Genomic DNA, 17,816 nt, shown 5'->3' with positions numbered 1-17,816 from the left:
AAGCGGGGCGGTGACGCAACTCACGCCCCGACGCACTGCACGGATCGAGCTGTTCCGTCGTCTTCTGTCAGTGCTGGTGCCCGTTCACCGAGTCGCGAGAGGGAGCAGGTCTTGTCCACCGTCATCGAGCAGTCCGTGCAGGCCCGCATGGTCGCATCCGCACCGCGGATGGAGACCCTTCCCGCCACGCTCCAGTACGACCGGAACGATCCGTTCGCCGTGCGCATGGCGTTCCCGGCTCCGGCGACCCTGGAGGGCACCGAGGTGTCGTGGGAGTTCTCCCGCGAACTGCTCACGACCGGCCTGGACTCGGCGGCCGGCCTCGGTGACGTACGGGTGCGGCCCTACGGGTACGACCGTACGGTCCTGGAGTTCCACGCCGTCGAGGGCATCGCGATGGTGCACGTCCGCACCTCGGAGCTGCGCCGGTTCCTCGACCGGGCCCAGGAGTTGGTGCCGACGGGCGACGAGCACAGATTCATGGATCTCGATCGCGGACTGACGGACCTGCTGGGCGGCGCCCGCTGACGTCCGTACCCGGGGCCGGGCGGAACGCGTCGACGGGATGACGTGTCGTTCCGTACGGGCGCGCCCCCTGCCGCTCTTGGTCCTCGTACTCTTCCCTCCTCGCACCCGCGTCTTCGCGCCCGCACAGCGGAGGCACAGATTCCGCGAGATGACTCTCCGCAACCCACCGTGAGCTGCGTTCCTTACCCGGAGTGAGCAGTCGCCGCGCGTCCGAGCTTGGCCAGAGCCTTACAGCCGCTTTAACCTACGGTCTCGTAACCTACGAAGCCGTAGGTACTTCTCCCGTCCCCAGGAGCCCCAGTGACGATCACCTCTCCCCACCTCGGCAGCTCGACGAAACAATGGACCGACGCTCAGCTGCTGCACGCGTTGGAAGAGGTGGTGGAGAGGGAACTCAACCGCCATCTGAAGGTCGCCAAGGACTGGATGCCGCACGACTACGTCCCCTGGTCGGACGCGCGCAACTTCCCCGGCGTGTTCGACGACGGCCAGGCATGGGCACCCGACCAGTCCAAGGTCACCGACATCGGCAAGATCGCGCTGGTCGTCAATCTGCTGACCGAGGACAACCTCCCCAGCTACCACCACGAGATCGCCTCCCTCTTCGGGCGTGACGGCGCCTGGGGCACCTGGGTGCACCGCTGGACGGCGGAGGAGGGCCGGCACGGCATCGTGATGCGCGACTACCTCCTCGCCTCGCGGGCCGTGGATCCGGACAAGCTGGAGCAGTTCCGGATGGCTCACATGGCGGAGGGGTTCGAGTCCGACAACCGGCACTCGATGCTGCACTCGGTCGCGTACGTGGCGTTCCAGGAGCTGGCCACCCGGGTCTCGCACCGCAACACCGGCCACCAGTCGGGCGACCCGGTGTGCGACCGGATGCTGGCCCGGATCGCTACCGACGAGAACCTGCACATGGTCTTCTACCGGAATCTGCTGGGCGCCGCGTTCGAGCTGGCGCCGGACCCGACGATGCTGGCCGTGCGTGACGTGGTGGTCGACTTCCGGATGCCCGGTCACGGGATGCCCGGGTTCGAGCGGGCCGCCGCACAGATGGCGATCGGCGAGATCTACAACATGCGCATCCACCACGACGACGTGATCCAGCCGGTGCTGCGCTACCTGAAGGTCCTGGACATCGACGGCCTCGGCCCCGAGGGGCTTCGGGCGCAGGACGAGCTGGGCCTGTACATGGCTGGTCTGGACAGCGAGGCGTCGAAGTTCGACGAGAAGCTGGCCGCGCGCAAGGCACGGATGGCCGCACGCGCCCAGGGCTGAACCGCGTCCCCGGCGAGGGGCACCGCCGCCGGTGACGGTCCGCGGCACCGTCCCGCCCCGGGGACACGTGCCGCGGACCGGACCCGTCGCCGGGGCCGTCCCCGGTCCGTGCGGGGAGACGTGGGGCCGGGCCGTCACCACGGTGCGGCGGACCGTACTCTGTGGCGGTGAAACCAGTGACACGCCTCGTGCTCTTCGGGGCTCCCATCGCCATCGCGATATCGATCCTGTTCAACAGCGGTGGCGATTCCGGGCTGCCCACGAACCCCAAGCAGGCGGACCAGGAACAGGCCGCCGGACAGGACGAGGACGCGGAACTGCGCAAGCAGGAGGACGCGCGGGTCGCCGACATGCCCGCCGGGCTCGCCTCCCCGGAGCTCAAGGAGATCGCCTCCCGGCTGGTGTCCACCGCGGAGAGTTCCCGGCTGGACTGGCGCAGCCAGTACGGCGTGATCGAGGCGTCCGGTGACGGCTCCGGATACTGCGGCGGCATCATCGCCTTCTGTTCCGGTACGGACGACATGCTGAACGTGGTCGAGACGTTCAGCAAGCAGCACCCCGGCAACGCGCTGGCGCCCTTCCTCCCCGCACTGCGCAAGGTCAACGGCACCGACTCGCACGAGGGGCTGGACCCCGGCTTCACCGCCGCGTGGAAGAAGTCCGCCGAGGACCCGGAGTTCCGCGCCACCCAGGACCACGTCAGGGACACGCTGTACTTCGAGCCCGCGGTCCGGCAGGCGAAGCTGGACGGGCTGTCCCCGCTCGGGCAGTACATCTACTACGACGCGTTCGTCGTGAACGGTTCCGGCAGCGGGCCCGGCGGCTTCTACGGCATCCGTGCGGCCGCGCTGGAGGAGGAGGACAGCGTGTACGAGGGCGGGGACGAGAAGGCGTACCTGAACGCGTTCCTGGACGCCGCACGGGGCGCGATCCTGGCGAAGAAGAACAAGCACCAGCGGGACACGTCACGCATCGACACGGCTCAGCGCGTGTTCCTGCGCGAGGGCAATCTGACGCTGAAGACACCGTTGGTGTGGAAGATGTACGGCGAGACGTACCGCATCCCTTCCTGACCGGACACCGGGCTGCCGCACACCTGCCGCACCGCCGCACACCCGGCGCCGGACCCAGGCCAGGGCGGGGCGGCGCAACGGCTCGTCCCGCCGTCCGCCCCGGGCGGTCCGCGCGGAGCCGAGGCGCGGGATCAGGCCCGTGCGGACCGGCCTCTGCGCAGCCGTTCGCGCTCCTTCTCGGAGAGGCCGCCCCAGACACCGAAGCGTTCGTCGTTGTCCAGGGCGTACTCCAGGCATGCCTCCCGGCCCTCACAGGCGTTGCAGAGCTGCTTGGCCTCGCGTGTGGAGCTGCCGGGAGCCGGGAAGAAGAACTCGGGCCCCGCTTGGGCACACAGCGCTGTCTCCTGCCAGGCGAGCGCGTTCTCGGTCACGGTGTTGATGAGCATGGGCCCCACGGTGCCCGGTGGCGATAAACAACCGATCAACGTCTCATCGACGCCCCCGTCTCAGCGCCTCACGCCGAGCGCCGGAAGCACCGTCTCCGCCACCCGGTACGCCTCTTCCAGCAGGGGATTGCCGGAGAGGATGAAGGTGTCGACCCCCAGGTCCTCGAACTCCTTCAGCCGTTCGACGACCTGCGCGGACGAACCGACGACGGCGGTCCCGGGACCTGGCCGGAACAGGCTCATGCCGGGCCACATGTTGGGGTGCGTCTCCAGGTCCCGGGCATGGGCCGGGACCTTCCCGCCGTGCTGGCGGAACTGGCGCTGCCAGCCGACCCCGTCCTCCCCGGCGCCCTCACCGAGCCGGCGTGCGTACGTCTCCTGGCTCGTGACGTCGAGGAGCCGGTCCGCGGCGGCCCACGCCTCGTCCTCGGTGTCGCGGACGATGAGGTGCAGCCTCAGCCCGATCCGGAGCGTGCGGCCGTACGCCGCGGCCCTGGCCCGCACCCGCTCCAGCTTCTCCTTGAGCAGATGCGGCGGCTCCCCCCAGGTCAGGAAGACATCGACGTGTTCGGCGGCCATCTCGATGCCCGGTGCGGACGAACCGCCGAACCACAGCGGGATGTGGGGGTCCTGGACGGGACGCAGTTCCCTGAGGGAGGCGCCGGCGTCCTTCAGGTCGTAGAACCGGCCCTTGTGGTCGAAGACCTCCCCGGCGGTGAGCCGCTTGACGATCGACCAGTACTCGGCGCTGAGTTCGTACCGTTCGTCGTGCTCCACGTGGAGTCCGTACTCCCGGAGCGACCCGGTCGACCCGTTGACCACGTTGAACCGCAGTCTGCCGCCGAAGAGGGTGTCGAAGCTGAGCGCCATCCTGGCGAGCAGGACGGGCGGGATCAGCCCCGGATGGACGGCCAGCAGGGGCTTGAACCGGGTGCTGGTGTGCGCGGCGAGCGCGCTGCCCAGCGGCCACACGTCGTACAGGTCGGTGGCGAGCAACGCCCCGCTGTAGCCGAGGCGTTCGACCGCGCCCGCGAGCTGGGTGAGATAGCCGAGGTCGACCGGTCTGCGGCCTTCCGGCTCCCAGGGATAGGCGCCTTCACGGGGGATGACGTACCAGAGGACTTCCGTAGCCATGCCGGTCAGACCGCCTTCGGGGTGACCGCCGGGGTGACCGCGCGGGCGTCCGCGACGGTCACGGGACGGTCGATGAAGCCGGTGCGGTGGAAGATGTCGGCCGCTTCCTGCTGCTCGGCGATGAACGTGTCCGACACGTCCTCGATCCGCCACGGCAGGGCTCGCAGCGCGGTCTCCCAGTCGTCCACGTCACCGCCCAGATCGGCGGCGGCGACCCGCGCCGCCTCACGCGGGTTCGCGGCGGCCCATTCGTCGGCGCGGCGCAGGGCCCGGGAGAGGGCGGCCACGATCTCGGGGCGTCCCTCGGCGAAGTCGCGTCGGGTGAAGAAGACGGAGCGGTCGGTGATGACGTCCTCGGTGGGGACGAGGACGCGGAGGCCGCCCGTGCGGCGGGCCGCGGCGAGCTGAGCGCCCTGGACGACCCAGGCGGCGATCTCTCCGGCGCGCAGCAGCCGTTCGCTGTCGTCGGTGCTCCGTACGGCGGTGATGTCGTCGGCGTACGACAGCCCGGCGGTGTCGAGGGCCTTGGCCACCAGATGGGTCTGCCAGGAGCCGATCGCGAGGTGCACGGTGGTGCCCCTGAGGTCGGCGACCGTGCGGATGTCGCTGTTCTCGGGGACCAGGAGCGCGCCGTGACCGGGGCGGGGGGCGGACACGGCGGTGTAGACGAGGTCGTGGCCCGCGGCCTGGGCGGTGATGGGCGGTGTGGAGCCGGTTCCGCCGAAGTCGATGACGCCCCGCGAGAGGAGTTCGCCGGTGCGGACGCCGTTCGTGTACGGGTGGAAGACGACGCTCTCGCCGAGCGGGGCCAGCTCGTCCTGGGCGAGGTCGAGGCCGACGGTCGAGAGGTGACGCAGGTGGTGGAGGGACGGATTGCTGCTGTGGACACCGATGGTGACGGTCATTCAGATCACTCCGATTTCGGAAGGCGTGGTGTTCGTGGGGATCTCGGGGGTCGTGGCGGTCGCGGGAGTCCCGGGGGCCGTGGCGGACGCGGGAGTCCCGGGGGCCGTGGCGGACGCGGGGGCCGCGGCGGCCGTGGTGGTGACGGGTGGGCCGGGGAGCGCCGGGGTCCGCACTCCCAGGTCGTTCAGCAGGCGTCGGCGCAGCGCGGCGAACGCCGGGTCACCCGGATCGCGTGGCCGGTCGACGGTGACGGTCTCGTCGGTGACGAGCTGTCCGTCGCGCAGTACGGCGACGCGGTCGGCGAGTCGTACGGCCTCGTCGACGTCATGGGTGACGAGGAGCACGGCCGGCCGGTGCCGGCGGCACAACTCCCCCACCAGGTCCTGCATCTTGAGCCGGGTGAGGGCGTCGAGCGCGGCGAACGGCTCGTCGAGCAGGAGCAGTTCGGGTTCCCTGACGAGGGCGCGGGCCAGGGCGACCCGTTGCGACTCGCCTCCGGAGAGGGTGGCGGGCCAGGCGTCCGCGTGCCGTTCGAGACCGACCTCGGCGAGGGCTCGCAGCCCCCGGGGAGCGCTGCCGCGCGGCAGCGCGACGGTCACATTGGCGAGGACCTTCTTGGACGGTACGAGGCGGGGTTCCTGGAAGACGACGGTGCGGGCGGCCGGGACCAGCACCTCTCCCCCGTCGGCTCCGTCGAGGGCGCCCAGGATGCGCAGCAGGGTGGTCTTGCCGCTGCCGCTCGCCCCGAGGAGGGCGACGAACTCGCCGCGGGCGATGTCGAGTCGTAGTCCGTCGAGGACGGCCCGGTCGGCGAAGACGCGGCGCAGCCCCCGTACGCGTACCGCCGGCGCGGGTGTTTCGGCCGGTGGCCTGGGGGTGGTCGGTCCGTCGGTCATCGGGGAGCTCCCTGTGGGGTGCGCCAGGGCATCAGCAGCCGTTCCAGCAGCCGGACGACGACGTCGGCGGTCAGGCCGAGGAGTCCGTAGACGAGGATGCAGACGGCGAGGATGTCGGTGCGGGCGTAGCTCTGGGCCTGGGACATCAGATAGCCGATGCCCGCGGTGGTGTTGATCTCCTCGGCGGCGATCAGGGCGATCACGCTCAGCGTCATGGACAGCCGTAGTCCGGCGAGCAGCGAGGGCAGGGCGCCGGGCAGCACGACCTGGCGGACGACGGCGGGGCGGCTCATCCCGAAGCTCTGCATGGCTTCGACGAGTTTGGGGTCGGTGTCGCGTACTCCGCTGGAAGTCGACACGTACATCGGGAAGGTGGTGGCGACGGCGATGAGCAGGATCTTCGCCGTCTCGTTGATCCCGAACCAGACCATGAAGAGCGGGACCAGGGAGAGGAACGGAATGGTGCGCAGGGTCTGGAGGGAGGAATCGAGGAGTTCGTCACCGAGCCGGGTGAATCCGGTGGTGACGCCGAGCGTCAGTCCCGCGGTGAGACCGATGAGCAGTCCGAGTCCGGAGCGGGTGAGGGAGGTGGTGAGGGCGTCGGGGAGTTGGCCGTTTCCCCACAACTCCCTGACCGCGCGCAGTACTCCGGCGGGCGATGCCAGCACGTCGGGGGTGAGCAGGCCGGTCGCGGATGCGGTCCACCACAGGACGAGGAGCGCGACGGGCCCGACGGCCCTTACCGTCACGGCGTAGGTCCTGCCGCGCGGTCCGCGCAGCTGCGGGCGGGGGGTGATCAGGCCGGCGCCCTGGGCACCGCTCATGCCGGCTTCTCGATGTCGAGAAGGTGTGGGGCGATGTCGACCTTGGTCCTGGTCACCTTCTGTTCGGCGTAGAAGGCGGCGACGGCGTCGAACCGCTTGATGTCCTCGGGGCCGATGGGGTCGACCGTGCCACCCTGACGGGTGAAGGCGATCTGGACCTCCTTGGCCTTGCCGGTGACGGCGGTCGGGCCGACGTCGGTGAAGACGTTCAGATAGGCGGCCGGGTCCCGCTTCTCCTTGGCGGTGGCGTCGTGGAGGTACTGGTAGAGGGCCTTCACGATCTCGGGGTGCCGGGTGGCGAAGTCCGTCCGGACGGCGTTGAGGCTGTAGTTGTCCGAGCCGAGGGCCGCGCCGTCGGCGACGAAGTGCGCCTTGCCGCCGCCGATCTCGGCCACCGCGTAGGTCGCCCAGACGGCCCAGGCGTCGACCTGGCCCGCGTTGAGGACGGCGGCGGTCTGGTCGGGCCGCAGATAGACCCGCTCGACCCGGTCGGCCGGGATACCCGCCTTGGCGAGTGCCTTGAGCAACAGGTATTCGCCGGTGCCGCCCTGGTTGACAGCGACCTTCCGGCCGACCAGGTCGGCGACCGAGTCGATCCCGGAGCCGTTCTTGACGAGAATGCCTTCGCCCGCCGTGTCGGGGGCGACCGCGGTGAAGAACTTGAAGCCGGGGCGCTGGGCGAGCGAGGTGATGCCGGAGGTGATGGAGCCGGTGGCGATGTCGAGTTGGTCGGCGTTCATGGCCTGGGCGGCGGGGGCGAAGGGGCCGGCGCTGCCGGTCCACGCCACCTTGGCGCCGACCTTGGCGAGGGCTCTGTCGAGACTGCCGTCCTTCTTGCCGAGGGCGAGGACGCCGGAGTTCCCGGGGTCGGGTATCCGGATGCTCACCGTGCCGCCCGGTCTGCCGTCCCCGCTGTCGGCGGCCGACGTGGAGCAGGCGGTGAGGGCGAGGAGGGCGGTGACCGTGAGGAGCGTGGGGGCGAGGGGCGTGCGGAGTGATCGTGGCAGGCGCATGGTGGGTGTTCCTCGGGCTCAGGTGGCGGGATGTCGGAGGGCGGTACGGGAGCGGGCGAGCGCGGTGGCGCGGCGCAGTGGTTCGGGGTCGGCCCACGCCGTGACGTCGACCGGCTCGGGCAGGAAGCCGTGGGCGCGCAGGGCGCTCTCCTGCTGGGCGAGCAGGGCGAGGCGGTCCGCGGACAGGTCGGGGCTCAGGGACAGATGGGTGCCCGGCCGGTAGGCCCCGGCGACCCCGTCCGCGCCCGCCCCGGTCTCGGCGCCGAGGATGCGGGCGACCTCGCCCGGCTGTTCGGCGGCCCAGTCGGCCGCCTCGATGAGGACGGCGAGGAAGCGGTCGACGAGACCTGGGTGGTCGTCGAGGAGCTGTTGGTGGACGGTGATGGGCCGGGGGGTGCCGTTGTTGACGCGGAACCGCCGGTCGGGCAACTCGTCGAGTTCGACGGCGATCTCGGCGCCGGACCGCCGGGCCGCCTCCACGGCCAGGGCGCCCTTGACGTAGACGGCGTCGACGTCCCCGCGGCGCAGGGCGGCCAGTTCGGCGGCCCACTGGCCCTCGTACCCGTCGGCGGGCACGTCGACGAGCGTGACGTCGGCCGCCCCGAGCCCCGGTCCCCCGGCCGCGCCGGTCGTCCCGGGGGCGATTGCGGCGGAGGCCAGTGCGCCTTCGAACCCGCGCAGCGCCATGGCCCGCCAGAAGTCGATGGCGATCGAGTGCTTCGGCAGGGCTAGCCGCAGCCCGCGCAGCGCCTCGGCGCCCCGGATGCCGGAACCGGGCGCGACGAGCACGACCTGCCGTTCCTCGATCCAGGTGAGCCCGATGAGCCTGGTCCGCTCTCCCCTCGAACGGGCCCACAGGGCGGGGACGTTGCCGCCCTCGCGGAAGAGTCCCGGCAGTGCGTGGGTGAAGTGGGCCGCACGGTCGGCGTCGGGTGCCGCGTCCTGGAGGGAGCGCACGGTGATGCCGTCGGGGGCGAACTCGTCGGTTAGCCACCGCCGGTCGGCGGCGATGCCGGTGGCGGTGGGTACGGGACAGCGGGTGAACCAGAGGGTCTGGGGCGGGGCGGCATGGGTCATCGGTCTTCCCGGCGGGTCGTCGGAACGGATACGGGCGGCGAAAGGAGAGGTGGGGAGGTGAGGAGAGGGCGGAAAGCCGGACGGTGAGGAGGGCGGGAGCGAGGGCGGTGGACCGTACGAGGGCTCGGGCCGCGTCCGGCTCCCGGCACTCGGCTCCCGGCAGGCACGTACGCGCCGAGAGCTTCGATCGACCGTCGACGGCTCCCCGCTGACACGTACCACCGCATGCCGGGAGCGCTCCACGAGGACCTGCCGGAGAGGTCCGGCGACGCGGGCAGGTGCGCCGTCCACAGGTGCGCCGTCCGTCGGCGCGTCCGCACGGTGAAGAGGCTCATGGCGCACGTCCGCCGGCACGACGGTCCCGGGACGTACGGGTGGACCGGTGCGGGAGGGCGGAAACGGGATGTGCGGGGAAGGGGTCAGCGACAGGTGGCGCTGGAGACCCGCGCCAGATCGATGTGACGGCGCAGTGTCAGGGCGAGCGGGACCGGAGCGGTGCGGGTGACGGCGGTGGTGAGGCGACCGGCCATGGCACTGCTCCCTTCCGCTCGTCCCAGCTCGTCGGTGGTGATGGCTGAAGCCTGCCACGGGGAAAGCCCCGCTCACAACTCGCTTCCCATGATGTGGGATTGAGTGTGAACGGCGTATTTCAGCGGGCTCCGGGCGGCTCACGGAGTCCCGTAGTGTGGCACGTCTCCTTGCTCATCCCCCGCCCCGCGCCCCGCTTCCGGCACCCGACGTCCGACGTCCGGGCCCACGCCCCGGGACCGCGGCGCCGGGCATCGGCAAACGACATCTGGCGAGTGGAGTGTGAACCGATATGACCGAGGCCGCCGCAGTGCGCGCCCCCGGTGGCGCTCAGGCGGTCCGGCGGGCCCTTGACCTGCTGCACTGCTTCCACGACAACGGCTCCGATCTCAGCGCCTCCGAGCTCGCCCGCCGTCTGAGGCTGCCGGTCTCCACGGCGCACCGGCTCGCCCGCACGCTGCTGGGAGCGGGGTTCCTGGAGCAGGACGCCCGCACGGCCCGCTATCGGCTGGGCCCGGCCGTCACCGAGCTGGGCCGGCTCTCGTACCACCAGCGCGGTCTGCACCTGGCCGCGCCCGAGCTGGCCGATCTCACCGAACGCACGGGCGTCACCGCCGACTTGGCGCTGCGCAGCGGTCCCAGTGCGGTGATCGTCGCCGGCGGATCGGTCACCCCGAAGGTGGGCCTGCGCCGGCCACTGCACTCCACGGCACTCGGCAAGGTACTGCTCGCGTGGGCCCGGCCGGGTGACGGAGGGCTCGCCGCACTGCCGCCGCTGCGCTCGTTCACGGACCGCACGATCGTCGAAACCGAGGCCCTGGAGGCGGAGTTGGCGCGGGTGCGGTCCGACGCGTACGCCCTCAACGACGGTGAGTCGGCGTACGGGGTGCGCACTCTGGCGGTCCCGGTGCTGGACGGCGCCGGGTACGCGCGCTTCGCCCTGGCGGTACGGGCCACACCGTCCGTGATAACCGACGAGCGCGCCGACTGGTTCCTGGCCCGGACCCGGGAGTGCGCCCGCGCCCTGGAGGTCCTGCTGCTGTCACCCGCCGAGCGCCGGCCACCGTCCCGCTGAGGCGAGCACCCACCGGGACCCCCGGGACCGCCCGGGTGTGAGTGGCCGACGTACGGGACCGGACCGACTCGCCGTTCGCGCGGCGCCGGAGCACGGTGTGCGGCATGCCCTCGGTGGTGACGGGCCGGCCGCCGTACTCGTCCTGGTGGGCCGCCGCGTCGAGCCGTTCAAGGACCGGCACTCCGGAGTGTTCTCCCGCTCGGTCCCGACGTGGAGCAGCCGCGAGCGGACCGACCCGTCGCTCTGCGGGTCGATGACCGGAGTCGGGCCGGTGTCGAGGCTCCGCGAGTCCGGCAGGGCGACCAGGTGCCCCGGCCTCACCCGGGCGCCGCCGCCCGCTCCGGTGTCCGGGGACGGCCTCCCGGGTGCCGGTGGCGCCACACCCAGAACACCGTGCAGGACACCAGTGCCCACCCGGCCAGCACCAGGAACGGGAACAGTCGCTGATGACCCTGGTAGTAGACGGCGGTGTGCTGGGCGTTGACCGAGGCGCCCGGCGGCAGCCAGCGCCCGATGACCCCGAGCGCGGACGGCAGCAGTGGCCAGGACACCGCGCCACCGGAGGACGGGTTGCCGAGCAGCACCATGACACCCCAGGTCGGGATCATCGCCCAACGGCCCAGCAGGGTGTTGAACATGGTGAAGACCATCCCCGAGGTGAACATCGTGAAGGCCAGGATCAGCCAGGACTCGACGAACGGCAGATGGACCGAGCCCAGCAGCCAGTCCACGACGGCGGCGATGGCGAACCCGCCGAGCAGCGCGTAGGCGACGGTGAACGCGATCCGTTCCAGCGGTACGAGACCACGGGCGTGCACGCTGAGCTGGATCGCCCCGACGAAGCCGATGATGACCGCGGCGAGCGAGATGTAGAAGAGGGCGAGGCCCCGGGGGTCGCCCTTCTGGAGCGGTTTGACGTCCACGACCCTGACGGGCACGCCGACCTTCTCGCCCACCTGCCGGGAGGACTCGGTCAGCAGTTGCGCGACACTGGCGCCGGAGGCACCGGCGACTTCGAGCACCACACCGTGGTAGTCGTCGCTCAGGATCGCGAAGACCTTCTGATTCTCCAACGCCTCGCGTGCTTGGTGCTGTTCGGCGTACGGGTGCAGTTCCAGCGAGGCGTTGAGCGCCTTCTCCATGCCCGCGATGAACTCCTCGTCGCGCACGGCGTGCGGCGCGCCGACCAGGGCCGCCGGAATGTTGTGCGGGGTCGGGTTCGCCATCGCGTACGTATAGGAACCGGCGAAGAGTCCGGCGGCGGCCGCCAGGATGAACAGCAGTACGGTCGCGGGGAGGTACGGCGAGTTCGTGAAGGCCGTCCACCGGTCCGCGAGGGTCCGCGCCCGCCGGTGGGCCCCGGGCTCCCCCGAATCCTCCGCCGCCCCGGGCTCCGCGGACTCTTCCCGTTCCCCCCGCTCGTCCCCGCGTTCGCCCCCGTCGCGCGGCCCCCGGCCGTCGTCCGTGTGGCTCATGCGTCGTCGTCCCTCGCGCGGCTGGGCTGGACCCGCTTCGGTTCGCCGGGCATCTTCGGGTACTCCGGCGGGTACGGCAGGTCGTCGAGCCCGTGTTCCCGCTCGTCCCGGTCGGCCAGCTCCAGCAGCGCGTCGAGCCGGTACGCGTGGTCGTCCATGTCCGCGTGCAGGTCACCGGTCCGCGCGTACCGCTCCGGCATGGTCCTGATGTCGAAGTCCGCCGGTTCCGCGTCGTCGATCTCGTCCCAGCGCAGCGGCGCGGAGACCTGCGCGTTCGGACGGGGGCGCACGGAGTAGGCGGAAGCGATCGTGCGGTCCCGGGCGGTCTGGTTGTAGTCGACGAAGATCCGCCTGCCACGCTCCTCCTTCCACCACGCGGTGGTGACGTGCCCCGGCATCCGGCGCTCCAGCTCGCGTCCCACCGCGATGGCCGCGCGCCGCACCTGGGTGAAGGTCCAGCGCGGCTCGATCGGCACGAAGACGTGCAGGCCCCGGCCGCCGGAGGTCTTGGGCCAGCCGCGCACCCCGTTCTCGTCGAGGACGGCCCGGAGCTCGTGTGCGGCCCGTACCGCGTCGGCGTAGCCGGTCCCCGGCTGCGGGTCGAGGTCGATGCGCAGTTCGTCGGGGTGTTCGGTGTCGCCGCCGCGCACCGGCCAGGGGTGGAAGGTGAGCGTGCCCAGGTTCGCGGCCCACAGCACGGCGGCGGGCTCGGTGGGGCAGATCTCGTCGGCGTGCCGGCCGCTGGGGAAGGCGATCCGGGCGGTGGGAATCCAGTCGGGGACGTTCTTCGGCGCCCGCTTCTGGTAGAAGAACTCGCCGTCCACACCGTCCGGGAACCGCTGGAGCGTGGTCGGCCGGTCGCGCAGCGCCCTGGTGATGCCCTCGCCCACGGCCAGGTAGTAGTCGGCCACGTCCCGCTTCGTGTAGCCCTTCTCGGGGAAGTACACCTTGTCCGGATTGGACAGCCGTACCGTCCGCCCGCCTGCCTCCAGCTCCACCGCTGCTCCCATGACGGCCACCGTAGGCCGGGCTCACATATGGCGCATATCGGGGGACGTCCGGCCGGGGGTGGGCGAGAATCGGATCATGGACCTGCCGGTGATGCCACCCGTCAAACCGATGCTCGCCAAGTCGGTGCCCGCCATCCCGGCCGGGATGCAGTACGAGGCCAAATGGGACGGGTTCCGCGCGGTCGTGTACCGGGACGGCGACGAGGTGGTGATCGGCAGCCGTACCGGCAAACCACTCACCCGCTACTTCCCCGAGCTGGTCACGGCGGTACGCGACCGGCTGCCGCCGCGCTGTGTGCTCGACGGTGAGATCGTCGTCGCGCACGACGGCCGGCTGGACTTCGACCGGCTGAGCGAGCGCATCCACCCGGCGGACTCACGGGTACGGCTGCTCGCCGGGCGGACCCCGGCCCGTCTGGTGGTGTTCGATGTCCTCGCCATGGGCGACGACTCGCTCATGGACACCCGGCAGGCGGAGCGGCGGACCGTCCTGGAGTCGGCTCTTTCCGGGGTGACGGCGCCTGTCCATCTGGCCCCCGCGACCACGGACCAGGCTCTCGCCCGGGAGTGGTTCGAGCGGTACGAGGGCGCCGGGCTCGACGGCGTCGTCGCGAAACCCCTCGACCTTCCGTACCGGCCCGGCACCCGCGCGATGTACAAGATCAAGCACGAACGCACCGCCGACTGTGTGGTCGCGGGCTACCGCCCCCACAAGAGCGGCCCGGTCGTCGGGTCGCTGCTCCTCGGCCTGTTCGACATGGAGGGCGCGCTCCAGCACGTCGGTGTCTGCGCGGCCTTCCCGATGAAGCGCCGCGCCGAACTGGCCGCCGAGCTGGACCCGCTGCGCGTCGACCCCGACGACCACCCGTGGGCGGCGTGGGCGGAGGCGGCCGCGCACGAGAACTCCCGGCTGCCCGGCGCCCCGAGCCGCTGGTCGGGCAAGAAGGACCTGTCGTGGGTGCCGATCCGGCCGGAGAGGGTGTGCGAGGTGGCGTACGACCACATGGAGGGCGACCGGTTCCGGCACACCACCCAGTTCCGGCGCTGGCGGCCGGACCGCACCCCCGGGAGCTGCACGTACGGACAGCTGGAAGAGGTGGTGCGGTACGACCTGGCGCAGGTGCTGTCAGCTGCCGGGAGCTGAGTCCGGGGGCGTCGCGCAGGGGTCGACGCCGGGGGCGGGGGTCGGGGTGCCCGAGGCGGGTGCCGGGGCCGACGCACCGGATGAGGGGGTCCGCGTCGGGCAGCCGGGGCCGGGAACCGGCTCGGACGTGCCGGGGTCGGGGTCAGGGGTGGGGGTGGTGCCGGGGTCAGGAGTGGTGCCGGGGTCAGGAGTGGTGCCGGGGTCAGGAGTGGTGCCGGGGTCGGGGGTGGTGCCGGGGTCGGGGGTGGTCCCCGGGTCCGGGTCGGTCGGTCCGCCGGAGTCGCCCGGGTCCGGGGAACCGGAAGCGCTCGGCGGGTGGAGCGGGGGCGCCGAGGCCGAGGGCCGGACGGCCCCCGGAGCCTTTCCGGGCGTGGCTCCCGGGGTCCTGCCGGGCGTCGTGCCCGGACTTCCGCCGGGCGCCGGGCCCACGACGATGCCGCCGCCCTCTGTCGGACGGCCCGCGCCGCCCGCCGGGGGCGCCGCCGCGACCGGCCGCACGGCCCCGGCCGGGCCGCCCGCGCCGGGACTGGCCGGGACCACCCCCTTGCCGTCGGCCACCGGATGCGTGCCCCTGCGGTAGAACTCCAGCCAGGACAGCACGGTCCGCAGATAGACGTCCGAGTGGTTGTAGCTGAGGATCGCCCGGTCCAGATCGGTCTTCACCGACAGATCACGGCCCCCCGCGCACAGGTAGGAGCCCGCGGCGAGCGCCGCGTCGTGGATGTTGTCCGGGTCGGCGCGTCCGTCGCCGTTGCCGTCCCGCGCCCAGCGCGCCCAGGTCGCCGGGATGAACTGCATCGGGCCGACCGCCCGGTCGTACGTCCGGTCGCCGTCGTACACACCGTCGTCGGTGTCGGTGACGGTGGCGAAGCCCACGCCGTTCAGGACCGGACCGAGGATCGGGGTGAGCGTGGTGCCGTGGACGTCGACCCGGCCGCCACCCGCCTGCCCGGACTCGACCTTGCCGATCGCCGCCAGCAACTGCCACGGCAGATGGCATCCGGGTGTGCTGCGGCCGAGTGCCGCCTCCGCCCTCCGGTAGGCGGCGAGGACCGTGGCGGGGACACCCGCCTCGGCCCACGACCGGGCGGCGACGGGGCTCACCCGGGCGCCGGGCTTCGGGGGCGCGGGGGTCGTCAGCGGTGGAAGCTCGGTGTGGTACGAGTCGTCGTCGGGCACCTGCGACCAGCGCACCTCGTCGGTCGCCGCGCCGCGCGGGACCGGCCGTTCGCCGCCGGCGAACCCCGGTGCCTGGGAGGCGGTGAGGGCGGCCATCGCGGCCACGGCCGCCGCGGTACCGCCCAGTCCGCGCCGGGTCGTGCGGCTGATCCGCCACCGCGCGCCACGGCCGGTCCCGCGCCCCGTCGTACCGTTGAGCCTCATGCGTGTTCTCCTCTCCCCGGGGTCACCGGGCGAAGGTGTCGATGGCCGAGATCCGCCAGCCGCCGTCCCCGCGGACCGCGTCCACGGCGAACATCGCCGCCGCGTACGTCGTCTCCTCCTTCTTGTCGGTACGGGTGTTGCTCTGATCGGCGAAGACCAGCAGCCGGGCCCGGTCGCCGTCGAGGAGTTCGACGGCGCTCTCGGTGACCGTGGTCGTGAGGACGAGCTTCTGCGCGGGCCCCTTCGCCCGTACGTCGGCGAGCATCCGCCTGTGCTGCTCGACCGCGTCACCCACCAGGTACTCCTTCGCGGCCCGGTCGGACTTGGCGGGGGATGCGTAGGTGTACGAGAACACCGCGCCGACCGCCTCGGTGATCCTGCCCTTGACCTCGCTGGTGCGACCGATGTCGGTGAGGGCGGTGTTGGCTCTGGCCGGTTCGTCGCGCAGCCCTTCGGCCGCCGTGAACGACCAGGCGGCGAAGGCCCCGAGGAGCACGGTCAACGCGCAGAGCACGGCGGGGAGTCCGCCGGGTGGCCGACGCCGGAGGCCCCACCGGGGGCGCCATCGGAGGCGGCTCTCCTCCGCCGCCGGGGAGAGCCGGTCGCCGCCGCCCGTCCCGTCCTCCGGGACTCCCGGGACTCCCGGGGCCTCCGGGGCTTCCCCATCGCCGTCCGCCGTCTCCGGTTCTGCCGGGTCGGCGCTCCCGCCCTCGTCGGGGACTTCCGGGCCGGCGCTCCCCTCCTCTTCCCGGGCGGCCCGCTCACGGTCACGATCGCGGGGCCCCTCTCGCGCGGGCACGGGCGGGCGCGAGGTGGCGGTACGCTCCGCCGCCGCGACGGACGCCAGCCGGCGCCTCCGGTTCACGAGATGACGGGTCGTCGACATGCCGGGGTCCTTTCGGTGATCGGTGGTCGGTGATCGGCGGTCGGCGGTCGGAGCCGAGGGGCGTGCCTCAGCCGGTGGAGTTGCCGACCGGCGCCTGGCCGAGGGCGCTCAGCTTCCAGCCCCCGGAGGTGCGGGTCAGCTCACCGAGCATCCGGCTCTCCTTCACCGCGGGCTTCCCCTCCGGCGCGGTCACCGTGATCCGCAGGGCCACCATCACCGCCGCCCGCCCGGCCCGGTCGTCGAGTTCGGTCACCGCGCCCGACAGCACCTTGGCGGTGCTGACCGTCTTCGCCTCCTGGATCTGTTTCTCGAACCCTCCTCTGCCGTCCACGAGTTGCTTGTGCAGATCACCGGTCGTGGACTCCTCCCAGCGGTCGAGCCCCTGGTCCAGACGCTGATGGTCGAGCGTGTTCATGTTCTGCACGGCCTGCTCACCCGCGGCGAGCACGTCGTCGCGGGCCCGCGCGTAGGCCGCCGAGTCGTCGTGCGCCGCGTCGTACCAGGACCAGCCGCCCCAGCCGGCCGCGCCGGCCGCCGCGAGCGCCAGCACGAGGGCCGTCGCCACCAGCGGATTCCTCGTTGTCCGTACCCGTACCATCGTTGCCTCTTCCCTGCCTGTCCGGTCACGTACTCGCCGCGGCCCGTGCTTTCGAAGTCCCTATCCGGAGGTGATGTCGACGATCCGCCAGTGCCCGTCCCTGAGCTCGGCGGTGACGGACAGTTGCGCCGCCGCTGTGGTGGCTGCCTTGCCCTGACGTTCGTAGACCTGGTCGAGGAAGACGAGAAGGTGGGCGCCACGGTCGGAGAGCCGGGTGACCCCGGCCCGTACGACATGCGTGGTGAGTGTGAGCCTCTGGTCCGTGGCTTCCTTCTCGACCTGGCCGAACAGTGCCGCGTACTGCTGGAGCGCCTTGCCCGCGAGGAGTCGCTTCGCCGCCTCCTCGGTGACGGCGGTGTCCTTGGGGCTGTACGAGAAGACCTTGCTGAGCGCGCTGCTGACGTCACCCGCGACCCGGGTCGTGTTCTCCGCGTCGGTCAGCGCGTGGTTGGCGGTGGTGGGGGTGTCACGCAGCTGCTGGGCGCGTAGGAGGAGCCCGGCACCGGCCGTGACGAGAACGGCGATCAGCGCGCCGGTGACGACGCGCCGCCACCGGACGGTGCGATGCGCGGGCGGGTCGTTCCCGTCGCAGGGCCCCTTCG

The 17,816-nt window shown here is 72.0% G+C and carries 18 protein-coding genes and 1 pseudogene; 5 read left to right on the top strand and 14 right to left on the bottom strand.

Translation table 11 applies throughout. The features are described from left to right. Nucleotides 1-111: 111 nt before the first annotated feature. The 3 genes from PZB75_RS27755 (at nt 112) to PZB75_RS27745 (ending at nt 2,879) form a co-directional block, all read left to right on the top strand. Nucleotides 112-528: an SsgA family sporulation/cell division regulator gene (locus PZB75_RS27755; protein WP_275538029.1), complete on the top strand. Its 417-nt coding sequence runs from the start codon at nt 112-114 to the stop codon at nt 526-528. Nucleotides 529-828: 300 nt separating this feature from the next. After that, a complete protein-coding gene (locus PZB75_RS27750; RefSeq protein ID WP_275538028.1) occupies nt 829-1,806 on the top strand; it encodes an acyl-ACP desaturase in 978 nt (325 codons plus the stop codon). 176 nt (nt 1,807-1,982) lie between these two features. Then, on the top strand, nt 1,983-2,879 hold the full coding sequence (locus PZB75_RS27745; RefSeq protein ID WP_275538894.1) for a chitosanase: 897 nt from the start codon (nt 1,983-1,985) through the stop codon (nt 2,877-2,879). A gap of 131 nt (nt 2,880-3,010) precedes the next feature. On the opposite strand, the gene PZB75_RS27740 is transcribed toward PZB75_RS27745, so the two are convergent. The 8 genes from PZB75_RS27740 to PZB75_RS32110 all read right to left on the bottom strand — a co-directional run bounded on the left by PZB75_RS27740 (nt 3,011) and on the right by PZB75_RS32110 (nt 9,645). After that, the gene (locus PZB75_RS27740; protein WP_275538027.1) at nt 3,011-3,265 is read right to left on the bottom strand and encodes a WhiB family transcriptional regulator; all 255 of its coding nucleotides are present in this window, start codon (nt 3,263-3,265) and stop codon (nt 3,011-3,013) included. Nucleotides 3,266-3,325: 60 nt separating this feature from the next. Next, nucleotides 3,326-4,399: an LLM class flavin-dependent oxidoreductase gene (locus PZB75_RS27735; protein WP_275538026.1), complete on the bottom strand. Its 1,074-nt coding sequence runs from the start codon at nt 4,397-4,399 to the stop codon at nt 3,326-3,328. A gap of 5 nt (nt 4,400-4,404) precedes the next feature. After that, the gene (locus tag PZB75_RS27730) at nt 4,405-5,304 is read right to left on the bottom strand and encodes an ABC transporter substrate-binding protein (protein ID WP_275538025.1); all 900 of its coding nucleotides are present in this window, start codon (nt 5,302-5,304) and stop codon (nt 4,405-4,407) included. Continuing rightward, nucleotides 5,305-6,201 carry an ABC transporter ATP-binding protein gene (locus PZB75_RS27725; RefSeq protein WP_275538024.1) on the bottom strand — a complete coding sequence of 299 codons (897 nt, stop codon included), beginning with the start codon at nt 6,199-6,201 and terminating at the stop codon, nt 5,305-5,307. It lies immediately after the preceding gene. Beyond that, complete coding sequence (locus PZB75_RS27720; RefSeq protein WP_275538023.1) at nt 6,198-7,025, bottom strand: ABC transporter permease; 828 nt, start codon at nt 7,023-7,025, stop codon at nt 6,198-6,200. The genes PZB75_RS27725 and PZB75_RS27720 overlap by 4 nt, the downstream gene beginning before the upstream one ends. Further along, nucleotides 7,022-8,038, bottom strand: coding sequence for an ABC transporter substrate-binding protein (locus PZB75_RS27715; RefSeq protein ID WP_275538022.1), 1,017 nt, complete (start codon nt 8,036-8,038; stop codon nt 7,022-7,024). Before PZB75_RS27715 ends, PZB75_RS27720 begins: the two co-directional genes overlap by 4 nt. Nucleotides 8,039-8,056: 18 nt before the next feature. Beyond that, nucleotides 8,057-9,115: an ABC transporter substrate-binding protein gene (locus PZB75_RS27710; RefSeq protein ID WP_275538021.1), complete on the bottom strand. Its 1,059-nt coding sequence runs from the start codon at nt 9,113-9,115 to the stop codon at nt 8,057-8,059. A gap of 419 nt (nt 9,116-9,534) precedes the next feature. Beyond that, nucleotides 9,535-9,645, bottom strand: a complete 111-nt coding sequence (locus PZB75_RS32110; RefSeq protein ID WP_343286263.1) for a putative leader peptide — start codon at nt 9,643-9,645, stop codon at nt 9,535-9,537. Between the two features lie 290 nt (nt 9,646-9,935). Here PZB75_RS32110 and PZB75_RS27705 point away from each other — a divergent pair, with 290 nt between their 5' ends. Further along, nucleotides 9,936-10,718, top strand: coding sequence for an IclR family transcriptional regulator (locus tag PZB75_RS27705; protein ID WP_275538020.1), 783 nt, complete (start codon nt 9,936-9,938; stop codon nt 10,716-10,718). A gap of 317 nt (nt 10,719-11,035) precedes the next feature. Here PZB75_RS27705 and PZB75_RS27700 read toward each other — a convergent pair whose 3' ends face one another. After that, complete coding sequence (locus PZB75_RS27700; protein ID WP_275538019.1) at nt 11,036-12,193, bottom strand: ABC transporter permease; 1,158 nt, start codon at nt 12,191-12,193, stop codon at nt 11,036-11,038. After that, the gene (gene ligD, locus PZB75_RS27695) at nt 12,190-13,191 is read right to left on the bottom strand and encodes a non-homologous end-joining DNA ligase (RefSeq protein WP_275538893.1); all 1,002 of its coding nucleotides are present in this window, start codon (nt 13,189-13,191) and stop codon (nt 12,190-12,192) included. The genes PZB75_RS27700 and ligD overlap by 4 nt, the downstream gene beginning before the upstream one ends. A gap of 88 nt (nt 13,192-13,279) precedes the next feature. Here ligD and PZB75_RS27690 point away from each other — a divergent pair, with 88 nt between their 5' ends. Further along, on the top strand, nt 13,280-14,347 hold the full coding sequence (locus PZB75_RS27690) for an ATP-dependent DNA ligase (RefSeq protein WP_275538018.1): 1,068 nt from the start codon (nt 13,280-13,282) through the stop codon (nt 14,345-14,347). Here PZB75_RS27690 and PZB75_RS27685 read toward each other — a convergent pair. From PZB75_RS27685 to PZB75_RS27670, 4 genes and pseudogenes are all read right to left on the bottom strand, one after another. Next, complete coding sequence (locus PZB75_RS27685; RefSeq protein WP_275538017.1) at nt 14,330-15,730, bottom strand: lytic murein transglycosylase; 1,401 nt, start codon at nt 15,728-15,730, stop codon at nt 14,330-14,332. The two genes, PZB75_RS27690 and PZB75_RS27685, sit on opposite strands and share 18 nt — an antisense overlap. Nucleotides 15,731-15,752: 22 nt before the next feature. Then, nucleotides 15,753-16,616, bottom strand: a complete 864-nt coding sequence (locus PZB75_RS27680; RefSeq protein WP_275538016.1) for a hypothetical protein — start codon at nt 16,614-16,616, stop codon at nt 15,753-15,755. A gap of 67 nt (nt 16,617-16,683) precedes the next feature. Beyond that, on the bottom strand, nt 16,684-17,214 hold the full coding sequence (locus PZB75_RS27675) for a hypothetical protein (RefSeq protein WP_275538015.1): 531 nt from the start codon (nt 17,212-17,214) through the stop codon (nt 16,684-16,686). 60 nt (nt 17,215-17,274) lie between these two features. Continuing rightward, nucleotides 17,275-17,766 (bottom strand): annotated as a pseudogene (locus PZB75_RS27670) (hypothetical protein); the annotation flags it as partial. Nucleotides 17,767-17,816 lie beyond the last annotated feature (50 nt).

The organism is Streptomyces sp. AM 4-1-1, assembly GCF_029167625.1.
Lineage (GTDB): Bacteria > Actinomycetota > Actinomycetes > Streptomycetales > Streptomycetaceae > Streptomyces.
This window is presented reverse-complemented; position numbering and strand designations above follow the sequence as displayed.

What these genes read in the sequence shown, in the direction of transcription:
- PZB75_RS27740 (WP_275538027.1), bottom strand. Translation starts at nt 3,265, where the DNA reads ATGCTCATCAACACCGTGACCGAGAACGCGCTCGCCTGGCAGGAGACA.
- PZB75_RS27680 (WP_275538016.1), bottom strand. Translation starts at nt 16,616, where the DNA reads ATGTCGACGACCCGTCATCTCGTGAACCGGAGGCGCCGGCTGGCGTCC.
- PZB75_RS27725 (WP_275538024.1), bottom strand. Translation starts at nt 6,201, where the DNA reads ATGACCGACGGACCGACCACCCCCAGGCCACCGGCCGAAACACCCGCG.
- PZB75_RS32110 (WP_343286263.1), bottom strand. Translation starts at nt 9,645, where the DNA reads ATGGCCGGTCGCCTCACCACCGCCGTCACCCGCACCGCTCCGGTCCCG.
- PZB75_RS27685 (WP_275538017.1), bottom strand. Translation starts at nt 15,730, where the DNA reads ATGAGGCTCAACGGTACGACGGGGCGCGGGACCGGCCGTGGCGCGCGG.
- PZB75_RS27730 (WP_275538025.1), bottom strand. Translation starts at nt 5,304, where the DNA reads ATGACCGTCACCATCGGTGTCCACAGCAGCAATCCGTCCCTCCACCAC.
- PZB75_RS27720 (WP_275538023.1), bottom strand. Translation starts at nt 7,025, where the DNA reads ATGAGCGGTGCCCAGGGCGCCGGCCTGATCACCCCCCGCCCGCAGCTG.
- PZB75_RS27705 (WP_275538020.1), top strand. Translation starts at nt 9,936, where the DNA reads ATGACCGAGGCCGCCGCAGTGCGCGCCCCCGGTGGCGCTCAGGCGGTC.
- PZB75_RS27715 (WP_275538022.1), bottom strand. Translation starts at nt 8,038, where the DNA reads ATGCGCCTGCCACGATCACTCCGCACGCCCCTCGCCCCCACGCTCCTC.
- PZB75_RS27710 (WP_275538021.1), bottom strand. Translation starts at nt 9,115, where the DNA reads ATGACCCATGCCGCCCCGCCCCAGACCCTCTGGTTCACCCGCTGTCCC.
- PZB75_RS27690 (WP_275538018.1), top strand. Translation starts at nt 13,280, where the DNA reads ATGGACCTGCCGGTGATGCCACCCGTCAAACCGATGCTCGCCAAGTCG.
- PZB75_RS27675 (WP_275538015.1), bottom strand. Translation starts at nt 17,214, where the DNA reads ATGGTACGGGTACGGACAACGAGGAATCCGCTGGTGGCGACGGCCCTC.
- PZB75_RS27700 (WP_275538019.1), bottom strand. Translation starts at nt 12,193, where the DNA reads ATGAGCCACACGGACGACGGCCGGGGGCCGCGCGACGGGGGCGAACGC.
- PZB75_RS27735 (WP_275538026.1), bottom strand. Translation starts at nt 4,399, where the DNA reads ATGGCTACGGAAGTCCTCTGGTACGTCATCCCCCGTGAAGGCGCCTAT.